Below are 11,295 nucleotides of genomic sequence, written 5' to 3'. Positions count from 1 at the left end.
ATTATAATTCTGATTTACGAAACGACTTTATTTCGTTGTTTTTACTCCCAGTTCAGCCACAGAAAGATAATTTCCCTCGATAGTAGTTTTTCCTATAAATTTAATATATCGGGCTTTTGTCGGTGTTCTTAAAATGATATTTTGCTCTGTCGGATTACTTTTTATATTGGCAAACTCACCTTCGGCAGCAGTTTTCCATGTTGTACCATCTGTACTTACTTCCCATTGGTAATTTTTCACCATTCCGCCTGCTCCATTCTGGCGCGGCAAATAGGATAAAGCAGCGATTTCTATTTCTTGTCCCATATCAATAACAACATATTGTGGTAAAGGCGTTAATGAGGTATTTTCGGCGGTACTCCAAAAAGTTTCCGGATTTTCATCGATAGTGTTTGATGCTTTTTCCTTTTCCTCATTTTCAAAAGTCGCAGTAACTACTTTCCAGTCTTTTTTGCAAATATTAAAAGATTGAATTACGGTTTCGCCAGCTTTCATGTCTGTTCCAAAAGATTTGGCTTTAATATCACCTGATGATAAAAATGAAAATATACCCTGATAAACTGGAGATTGAATTGTAGGTTCTGTTCCGTCAATTGTATAGCGAATTTGATTTACGGTTGTTTCAGTAGTAATCGAAACGTTTCCGTCTTTGTCTCTTTTAATTTTTGGAAGAGGTAATTGTTCCGGCTCTCTAAAAACGCCAATATCGCTTAAAGCAATACAAACGGGAGATTCTTTAATAAGAACTCTCATTTTTGTTGTAGTAACATAATTGGGTAAACGTACCAAGCGGTTGGCACCAATGCTTGTAGCTTCGCCTACTTTTTTCCAGATTCCATTGATAAAAGCATCAATTTCGATTTTTTCAATACGCTGACCAAGTTTGATATTTTCTCTTAAACGAATGATATTAAACGTTTGTTCTTTTTTCCATTCTAAAAGCAGCCAGGCTTTTTTTACCTCATCATTGGTTGCCCAATACGAGTAACGGTCATTATCAGTCAGATTTTTGGTTCCAAAAAAGATTTGATTATCACCTCTGATTTCCGATGCGGTAATCACAGCTGATTGAGCAAGATTATCTGCAAATAATTGCTTTAGAAAATCACCAAAATCTTTTAAAGCCTTAACATCATTTGGATGTAATAAACCATCTGTATTTGGTGCTAGCCCGATATCCATTCCGGCGCCCCTTCCAACAGATTTACAGTAAATTTCAAATAATTCAGAAACTGATTTTACGTGATTATCTTCGTTAGAATGATAAAACCAGCCATTTCTAAGTGGTACATCACATTCGGCAGGTTTCCAGAATTTCCCGTTGCGTGTTCCTTCCGGTGCTTTCTCCGAATTGGTTTCACCCGGAGCAGCAACTAATTTTCCGGCAGTTGGTTCTGGTGTAAAAGTAGCCCAGGAAGTTTCTGCTGCAAAACCCTGTTCATTTCCTACCCAGCGTACATCGCCATTATCTGCAAAAATAACAGCTCCCGGCTGCAGCTTTTTAGAAATTCCCCAAGTCGTGTCCCAACCATAATAGGTAGAGCGATCAATATTTCGTTTTTCTTTTTTACCACCATAATAACCATCTCCACCATTGGCACCATCAAACCAGGTAATAAATAAATCACCATAATTTGAATATAATTCTCTTAATTGATTTCGGTATGTTTCTACATATTCCGGTCTTCCGTATTCTTCATTATTTCTGTCCCATGGAGAGCAATAAAGTCCGAATTTCATTCCTGCTTTATGTGCCGCCAGTTCAAATTCTTTTACCATATCACCTTTTCCGTTGCGAAAAGGACTTGCGCTAATATTGTATGTTGTTGTTTTGGTTGGCCACAAACAAAACCCGTCGTGATGTTTGGCAACAAAAATAACGCCTTTAAAACCCCCGTCTTTGGCAGCATTCACAATTTGATTTGCATCAAATTTTACCGGATTGAAAATTTTAGGATCAGCATCTCCATATCCCCATTCTTTATTCTGAAAAGTGGTAGGAGTAAAGTGTACTAAAACATATTGTTCCAGTTCCTGCCAGCGCAATTGAGATTCGGTTGGCAAAGCTCCATATGGTGCTGGAGCGTTTAATTTTTGAGCCGTCATGGACAAAAAGGCAAAACATCCCAAGATTGTTAATAATAGTTTTTTCATCTTTTATTTGTGAATAGTTTTAAGAAAAAATCAGTCAGGAGATTGAAAACTGCTGACTGATTATTTCTAAATAATTTTGAATTATGGAGTGACTTTAATAACCACCGCTTCCTGAGTTGCTAAAGATGTTCTCAACTCATTTGGAATAGTAACAGTAATTCCGTCTTCAGTTTTTTTACTTTTCAATTTTTGCTTAGAAAACAATAAAGCAGCTTTTAAACTACCTTTCATTCCCGTCTTAATTGTGATTTCTGCGGGCAATTCTTTCTCGTCTTTTGCAGGCATGTAAATTCCGTAAATTGCATTTCCTTTTTGAGTATAACCCACTTTTCCGTCCAGATAGGGTGCAACAGGTTTGGTATCGTAGATAGCTTCACCGTTTACTGCCAGCCATTTTCCAACGTTAGCCAATGTATTTTCAATCTTAGGATCAAATTCTCCTTTAGCATCCGGACCAACACCCAGTAATAAGTTTCCGCCTTTTACTACAATATTGGTCATTAATTGTATCACTTCTTTAGATGATTTGTAATGATCATTTGGCACCCATCCCCATGCTCCGCCTAAGGTAATACAGCTTTCCCATGGTACAGTCAAAGGTTTTTCGGGTGTTTTTTGTTCTGGAGTTAAATAATTTTCGTATTCACTCGGAACCCAACGATCTACAACCAACATTCCTGGTTGTTTTTTACGGGCAGTTTCAGAAATCAATTTCATGTCAATATCCATATCATAAGGATACTTGCAAAACTCTTCTACTTTTTTGTTGATAGTGGATAGCGGTCGAACCCAGCATCCGTCCAGCCAGAGAATATCTACTTTTCCGTAATTTGTAGTCAGTTCGTTCAGCTGATTTTGTGTGTATTGCACATAACTTTTCCAGCGATCCGGAAATTTTTTAATATCATAAGTAGGATTTCTGTCTTTTGGGGGATAATACGACCACCAGAAATTTTCAGTTGTCCAGTCTGGTTTGGAGTAATAAACTCCAACAGCTAAACCTTCTTTTCTTGAAGCATCCAATACATCTTTTAATACATCGGCTTTTGGATTTTTAGCATAAGGCAATTCCGGATTGGTGATTTTAAAATCGGTAAATTTTGAATCATACATACAGAAACCATCATGGTGTTTGGAGGTAAAAATCATATATTTAGCTCCCGCACCTTTGAACATTTTCGCCCACTTTTCAGAATTCAAATTCGTAGGGTTTAGTTTGTATTTTGTATTTCTGTAATCGGTGGCATATTTATAGTAATCATCATAACCATCTCTGGTTACCCAGTCTTCCGGAGCCAGTCCCCAGGATTCTACAGTACCCAATTGAGAATAAAGTCCCATATGGATTAATACTCCAAATTTATAACCCTGCCATTTGTCAAGATTGGCTTTTACCTGTGAATCTTTTGTCCAGATATAGCCGGCCTCTTCAGATTGGTCTGCTTTCATACTGAAATCACCCTGAGCCTGAAGCGAAAATCCACTGGCACAGATTAAGGCTGTAAATAGTAACTTGAATTTGTTTTTCATTTTGGTTTTCTTATTTCGGTTTTTTGGTTATTCGCTATTTTAAATAAAATTCCGGATCAATTAATCTATTTCCGGTTTGATCATAAACAGCATAGTTAAAACCGCTTTGAACGCAATAAGAGCCATAATCTCCTTTTTTATTCAAAGCAATAAATCCAACCTGAATATCTTTTAAATCCTTATTTCTGTTTTTCATCAGTTTAACAACTCTTAGAACTGCTTCTTCACAGGCTTTTTGCGGAGATCTTCCCTGACGCATTAATTCAACTACAAGATGACAGCCCGCAATTCTAATTACTTCCTCGCCATGTCCTGTTGCAGTTGCAGCTCCAATTTCGTTATCTACATACAATCCTGCCCCGATAATAGGGGAATCGCCCAAGCGACCGTGCATTTTGAAAGCCATTCCGCTTGTGGTACAGGCGCCTGAAAGATTTCCGGCAGCATCAAGAGCAATCATTCCGATCGTATCATGATTTTCGATATTGGCAATTGGTTTGTATTCGGAAGTTTTTAACCACTCTTTCCATTCTTTTTCGGAATCCGGAACTAATAAGTTTTCTTTTTGAAACCCTTGTGATAAGGCAAACTGAAGTGCCCCATCGCCAACCAGCATAACGTGAGGTGTTTTTTCCATTACGGCACGAGCAACAGAAATAGGGTGTTTAATATGTTCCAGACATCCTACAGAACCAATATTAGATAGCTCATCCATAATACAGGCATCAAGTGTTACACGTCCGTCACGATCAGGTCTTCCTCCGTATCCCACACTTCTTTCTTTTGGGTCAGCTTCAGGAACTTTAACTCCGGCTTCTACCGCGTCTAAGGCACGTCCACCTTTTTTTAATACTTCCCATGCTGCTTCATTAGCCTGTAAACCAAAACGCCAGGTAGAAAGTACAATTGGTTTTCTCACTTTTCCATCAGCAAAATCATTACATTCCTCTTTAGTCTCTTTCGCATTTCCCGCAAAAGGGTTTAATACTACAGCAGCTGATGCTATTGCAGTTGTTTTTAGAAAATTTCTGCGATTTGTCATGTTTTTTTATTTAATCTGAATACTTAAAAAAATAGAAAATGGATTCTTTTTGTAAGCAAACACTGTTTTTTTAAAATGATTGTTTATGCTTTTGTTAAATCAATGATATTCATTTGATTCGATGTCTTTTTTTGCTAAAAATAAGCGTTTTATTTGAATTACTAAATCGTATTAGTAAAATATTTTTTGGACCTCGATTTCGAATCTTAAATTTTTAATTTGCTGCTTTTGCCGTTATATTTTGATCTGTAGTGTCGAAGAATTCTAAAGTTTTAGTTGTCCAGTCGTTATCAAAGAAACCACTTACTTTCATATCAGGTAAACCGTTTAAAAGTAAATCAGCTTTAAAAATCATTACATCAGGAAAACCAGTAATTCCCGAAATATAATTGTTTGCCCACGTGGCTTTCATTCCTTTTTCAGAAGTTCCGGCAACAACACCAACCATTGCAGTTTTGCTGTCGTTTCTTGGAACAACAAAATAGGCGGCCAAATCATCTTCTTTTAATAGTTTGCTGCCAATTTTTACTTGTTGATTGTCAATCTGTATTGGTGAATTCTTCAAAACCAATTTCCAGGCACTATTATTCGATGCATTTCCGTAGATAATTACATTTCGATCTTTATATTTTTCCAAAGAAAATTCTTTATCAGCAATCACATCAATGCTTCCGTTTCCTCTGTAATAGAAAGTCTCAGCATCAAAACGTGCTCTGTTTAAATACCATTCGCGATCGGTGGCAGAACCGTCGGTTGCATAAACAAAAACAACATTGTTATTGAATGCAAACTTGAATCCGCCTTGACGTTCTGCATATTTTTTAGACGTATCGATTTCGTTTACGAATGCCCATTTTTCACTTTGCAGAGCCAGAATTACTTTTTTATCAGATGGTGCTTTTAGGATCTGATCATCAATATTGATAGTGATTTCATCTTTTAAATCCAATGAAGCCAGATCAACTTCCATTATCGAAACATTTTTAGTTTTAATGTTAATTTGCTGTTTGTCAATTTTAGCGGTAATATTTGAAAAATCAAACGGACGAATTTGCTGTTGCAATTTTACCCAATAATCTGTAGATGAAACTTGTGGAGTAGCGGTATTAAAATCAATTTCTTTAACCTCTTTGTTTGCCGGAATCGTTTGGCGCTTAAAGAATTCAAAAATAGGAAACCAATCTACTGAATGATCACCATACCAGTGTTCGCCGCCCGGATACTCATAATAACAGAAATTAGGATGGAAAGTTCCTAAAATCTGGCGCATTTCCCGTACTTGTGAAATCGGAACAGTAGAATCGGCATCGCCATGAAGAATATAAACACCTGCTTGTTTTAGGTTTTGTACAAGGCTTTTTACACGACCGGAATTAGCAGAACGTTTAATGGATTCATAAGCTTTGTATTGATCGTGCATTTCATCACCTTTATCAAATCCGTACATCGAAATGTCAGGATAAGAGGCACACGGAGCAATTGCTGCAAATTTACCCGGATAAGTAGTTCCAAGAAACCAGGTTCCGTGTCCGCCCATAGAATGTCCTGTCAGATAGGTTTGAGCCGGAATCGTTTTAAAAACCTTTTTAGCTTCTTCCAGAACTTCCAGCGCATCGATTCTTCCCCAGTCTTCCCAGTTAAAACCAAACGGACGACGATTGGTGGCGGCTACAATATGTGCCCAGTCTTTTTGTTTGTAAGCTCTTGCCTGATTTCGCGCTTCGACCGAAGCACCATGAACCGATAAAATCAATGCTTTTTGTCCCTCTCCCAATGCAGGAGCAATACTGTAATATTGTACACTATTATCGACCTTACTTAAAAAAGTGCGTTCATGGTGTACTGTTGCTGAGCGTTGCTGAATAGGAAATTCGGTTTTATCCAGTACTTTCCCGTTTTTATCTGTAAGGGTTAGTTCTATTTTTAATTCACCTGTAAAATTGTCTTTTGCAGCCGGAACTTTAAATTTTACTTTGCGAACAAACAATGGTATAATATTATCTGTTGCATAAATAGCCGTTTCTCCGCTTGATAATTTTGCCGTGATCACAAGGTTTTTTAGTTCTTTTTCAGTAGCATTTATGATGCGAACAGAAGCCCATTTCTCGTCCTTTTCGCCATTGATAACATCGGGAAGTGTCAAATCACGTTTGGTAAACTGAATGCTTTTTGAAGGCACAATAATTTTTGATTTTACACGACCAAAACGTCCTTTGGTATAAACAAATTCATTCGAACCTTTTTTGAGTCTGAACGGGATTAAAGTATAGCCAAAATCATAATGATCACCTTCATGAGGAAAACCGTTTATATAAGTGCGGGTTCCGCCGGTAGTTTCCAGAATTACGATTTGTTCTTTTGGCGAATTGTATTCCGTAAAAAGAAAAGCCGATTTCATTTCTTTCCCGCTAAATACTCCCGCAGTATCTACTTTTAGAGGAAGCCAGTCTCCTTTTTGTTTACTTGGGTTTGTAAATTTTCCCACGGCATATTGCCAGGCAACAGGATCTTGCCCATTAAAAAGGGTTCCGCTTTTTTTATCGGCAGGAAGTGTGTAGCCTTCGCTGAAATGATATAAAACACTTCCCTCGGCCGTGGTTACAATTTTTTCCTTTCCGAAATATTCAACTACATTTCCTGTAGCTTTTGTCTGTGAGATACAATTTGTACCTAAAGCGAGCAGGAAAATTAAGAGTCCTTTGTTCATTTTTTTAATTTTAGATGTTTTGTTTTATGTTTTCAGATTAAAAAAAATCTGATTTATATCTTTTTTCTGTACATGAAGCGATTGCCTATTTGGAGCTTTTTTCTTGTTTATAACAGAGGTGAATTTTTTTTTAAAGAAATCACTTGCTAATTCATTTAACCTTACTGTTTTATAAAAACACGTTGCTTTTAAGCTCATTAAATTTTGTGTTTGGCCTATTTATAAGGCTTAAACAGGAATTTTTAAACGTACTGTTAACAATTTAGAAACCAAAATTACCGCCATTTTTTAGATTTAGCGCATCTATTTTTTGCTAAGTAAATCGATTTAGTAATATGATATGTATTTTTTGTTATTTTTGTTTTTTGTGAAAAAATAAAATTATATCTAAATTAATTTAGTAATTAATTCAATTTTATCATTATTTAATTATTAATTATCATTGCTATTCTGAAAATGAAAATTGTTAAGACTACCATAGCTTCCTATACCAATACATCACTGTCTGTATTTTCTCGTGAGGAGTCGTTTTTTCAGTCGCCTTTTCATTCGCATCCTGAATTTGAACTGGTGTATATTTTAGAAAGTCATGGCAAGAGAATTATAGGCAATTCTGTAGAATCTTTTGAACCCGGTGATATGGTTTTTCTTGGAGATGATATCCCGCATGTATGGCTTAATGATGAAATTTTTTATAAAGGAATAAATAGTCTGAAAGCAAAAGCCATTGTAATTTATTTTAGCAAAGATCTTTTTGGTAATTCTTTTTATGAGTTACCGGAAGCCCAGGAGGTAAAAAAGTTTTTTTCTCAGGCTATGAAAGGAGTTTCTATTTCGGGAGAAACCAATACTCTGATTGCTAAAAAAATGGGCAAATTGCTTCATAAGAAAGGTTTTGAAGTGGTAATGGGACTACTTGAAATTATATTTCTTTTGTCTAAAAGTAAAGACCTTCGATATATTAACGATAACTCTTATGTATCCGTCAATGAAGATAATAAAAGCGACAGGCTTGCAGAGGTTTTTAAATATGTGAAGTCCAATTACAAAGAAGAGATTTCGCTGGATGAAATCGCTAAAATTGCCAATCTTACGCCAACATCTTTTTGCAGAATGTTTAAAGCCAAAACCAAAAAACCTTTTGTAGAATATTTAAATGAGATCAGAGTTTCAAATGCTTGTAAATATTTAATTGAAACCGATTTGGGTATTTCTGAAATTGCCTATGAATGCGGTTATAAAACAGCCTCAAACTTCAATAAACTGTTTAAGAAATTAATTGGAACAACTCCAAAAGAATACCGAAAAAATACTTTGGTTTAGTACTGTATAAACTAATAAGGTTGTTATAAATACGTGAAACGCCTTTTTTGAGAGTGTTAAACCTATGTTTTCATGTGTTAAAAATAATTACACCCAACAGATTGTAAGTAATAGCTGTTTTATTTTACTGAAAAACCTCACGCTTCTTTTTCTTTTTTATTTTTCGAAATAGTATAAAATTTATCAATCTGTAATTTATCACTAAAAAGGCTACTTATTTGGTTGCTTTTTGTGAAATTAATTGTAAAGATAATAAATGCTTAATTAATGATAATTTTGAGGTAATTTAAAAGATTATAATGCAATAATTTTATTTTTTTGAGATTGCGTTATTATACATTTCAAAAATATTAAAACGATTTAGTATTTTAAGGGCTAAAATAGAGTATCGTTTAGAACGATAACAGATGCAGAATTGCATACTAATGAAGAGCCAAAACGCAAATCGAATTTTTAAATGATAATCAATAATTTAGGTTTTAAACTTAAATTTTAAAACATAATAAATATGGTAACTCAGAAATATTGTCTCGCATTAGATTTAGTCGAAGATCCGGCATTAATGACCGAATATAAAAAGTATCATGAGAAAATCTGGCCAGAGATTACCCAAAGTATAACAGATTCAGGAATTGAAAATTTAGATATTTATTGTGTAGGGAACAGAATGTTTATGATAATTGAGGCCAATGAAACTTTTACTTTTGAAAGAAAAGGAGCAATGGATGCTAATAATCCTGTGGTTCAGAAATGGGAAGAACTTATGTGGAAATATCAAAAAGCATTACCCTGGGCAAAAGAAGGCGAAAAATGGATGATGATGGATAAAATATTTGATTTGCATGAAAATAGATAGCCACCAACATTTTTGGAAGTACAATCCTGTAAAAGATGCCTGGATCGATGATCAGATGAAAGTGATCAGAAGGGATTTTTTACCAGCTGATCTGGAACCTTTATTAGTAGAAAATCAGTTTGGAGGCTGTGTGGCCGTACAGGCAGATCAAAGTGAAGATGAAACTCTTTTTTTACTGGATCTGGCAAAAAATAATCCTTTTATAAAAGGAGTAGTAGGCTGGATAGATTTAAGTGCAGAAACGATCGGGGAGCATTTGCAGTATTATACCAAATATGAAAAACTAAAAGGGTTCAGACATATTATTCAGGCAGAAGCTGATATTGATTTTATGTTACAGGAAAAATTTCAAAACGGAATTTCAAAATTAGAAGAATATAATTATACGTATGATATTTTGATTTTTCCAAAGCATCTGGAAAATGCTGCAAAATTGGTAGCAAAATTTCCAAAGCAAAAATTTGTAATTGATCATTTGGCAAAACCGGATTTTAAAAATAAGAAATTTGAGGAATGGGAAACGGGAATCAGAACGATAGCACAGTTTCCGAACGTGATGTGCAAAGTTTCTGGTTTAGTAACCGAAGCTGACTGGAATAATTGGACTGCTGAAGATTTTACGTACTGTCTGGACATTGTTACCGAAGTATTCGGAATTGATCGTCTAATGTTTGGCAGTGACTGGCCGGTAAGTTTACTGGCAGCATCTTATGCAGAATCCTGCGAAATTGTAGAGGATTATTTTTCTAAATTTTCTAAAGCAGATCAGGATAAATTCTGGAGCAGGAATACAATCGATTTTTATCAATTGGAGGAATAAACGCCTCTCAATTTGAATGTAAAATTCAAAAGCAATACAACTATCTAACTTAAACCAACCAAAAATGAATCTTAATCTTAATAACAAAATAATCATTGTAACCGGCGGAGCAAAAGGTATCGGGCTTGGGATTTGTAAAGTCCTGGCTGCCGAAGGTGCAATTCCTGTAATAATAGGAAGACATGATACCGACAATCAAATTGCGATTAAAGAAATTGAAGCTGAAGGAGGAAAAGCACTTGCTGTGGTAGCCGAACTGACGGATCCGGAAGCGTGTAAAAATGCAGTAGATAAGGTGATTGAATTGTGTGGCTGTATTGATGGATTGGTTAATAATGCCGGCGTAAATGACGGAGTAGGTCTCGAAAATGGAGATTATGAAAAATTTATGGCATCGATTCATAAAAATCTGGTACACTATTACTTGATGGCACAATATGCTTTACCTGAGTTGAAAAAAACAAAAGGATCAATTGTAAACATAGGTTCAAAAACGGCCGATACTGGACAGGGAAATACTTCTGCTTATGCTGCTTCAAACGGTGGACGTAATGCTCTGACCCGCGAATGGGCTGTTGAATTATTAAAATACGGAATACGGGTAAATGCAGTGATTGTTGCAGAATGTTACACACCATTGTATGAAACGTGGATTAATACATTGGAAAATCCAGAGCAAAAATTAAAAGAAATCACGGCTAAAATTCCATTCGGAAATAGAATGACGACTGCTGAAGAAATTGCTAATATGGCTGTATTCTTATTATCTGACAAATCAAGTCATACAACAGGTCAATTGATTTATGTAGATGGAGGATATACGCACCTGGATCGTTCTTTATAATTTATAATTAAAGTTTTAA

8 protein-coding genes are annotated in these 11,295 nt (G+C 35.4%); 4 read left to right on the top strand and 4 right to left on the bottom strand.

Features of this window, described 5'->3' with window-relative positions; all coding sequences use genetic code 11:
• Positions 1 to 27: 27 nt before the first annotated feature.
• From OLM51_RS18025 to OLM51_RS18010, 4 genes are all read right to left on the bottom strand, one after another.
• Positions 28 to 2,154, bottom strand: a complete 2,127-nt coding sequence (locus OLM51_RS18025; RefSeq protein ID WP_264551984.1) for an alpha-L-fucosidase — start codon at positions 2,152 to 2,154, stop codon at positions 28 to 30.
• 81 nt (positions 2,155 to 2,235) lie between these two features.
• The gene (locus tag OLM51_RS18020; RefSeq protein WP_264551983.1) at positions 2,236 to 3,684 is read right to left on the bottom strand and encodes an alpha-L-fucosidase; all 1,449 of its coding nucleotides are present in this window, start codon (positions 3,682 to 3,684) and stop codon (positions 2,236 to 2,238) included.
• Between the two features lie 34 nt (positions 3,685 to 3,718).
• Entirely contained in the window at positions 3,719 to 4,726 is a 1,008-nt protein-coding gene (locus tag OLM51_RS18015) for an isoaspartyl peptidase/L-asparaginase family protein (protein ID WP_264551982.1), read from the bottom strand.
• 214 nt (positions 4,727 to 4,940) lie between these two features.
• Positions 4,941 to 7,433 (bottom strand): prolyl oligopeptidase family serine peptidase, encoded by a 2,493-nt coding sequence (locus OLM51_RS18010; RefSeq protein WP_264551981.1) that lies wholly within the window; start codon positions 7,431 to 7,433, stop codon positions 4,941 to 4,943.
• 456 nt (positions 7,434 to 7,889) lie between these two features.
• Between OLM51_RS18010 and OLM51_RS18005 the strand changes: the two genes are divergently transcribed.
• The 4 genes from OLM51_RS18005 to OLM51_RS17990 all read left to right on the top strand — a co-directional run bounded on the left by OLM51_RS18005 (position 7,890) and on the right by OLM51_RS17990 (position 11,276).
• Positions 7,890 to 8,756, top strand: coding sequence for an AraC family transcriptional regulator (locus OLM51_RS18005; RefSeq protein ID WP_264551980.1), 867 nt, complete (start codon positions 7,890 to 7,892; stop codon positions 8,754 to 8,756).
• 508 nt (positions 8,757 to 9,264) lie between these two features.
• A complete protein-coding gene (locus tag OLM51_RS18000) occupies positions 9,265 to 9,612 on the top strand; it encodes an L-rhamnose mutarotase (RefSeq protein ID WP_264551979.1) in 348 nt (115 codons plus the stop codon).
• Positions 9,599 to 10,432, top strand: coding sequence for an amidohydrolase family protein (locus tag OLM51_RS17995; protein WP_264551978.1), 834 nt, complete (start codon positions 9,599 to 9,601; stop codon positions 10,430 to 10,432). Before OLM51_RS18000 ends, OLM51_RS17995 begins: the two co-directional genes overlap by 14 nt.
• A 64-nt stretch (positions 10,433 to 10,496) precedes the next feature.
• Positions 10,497 to 11,276, top strand: coding sequence for an SDR family oxidoreductase (locus tag OLM51_RS17990; protein ID WP_264551977.1), 780 nt, complete (start codon positions 10,497 to 10,499; stop codon positions 11,274 to 11,276).
• The last annotated feature ends 19 nt before the right edge of the window (positions 11,277 to 11,295 follow it).

This window comes from Flavobacterium sp. N2038, assembly GCF_025947185.1.
Taxonomy (GTDB): domain Bacteria; phylum Bacteroidota; class Bacteroidia; order Flavobacteriales; family Flavobacteriaceae; genus Flavobacterium.
Note: the sequence above shows the minus strand (reverse complement) of the source record. Positions and strands in the feature narration are given on the sequence as shown.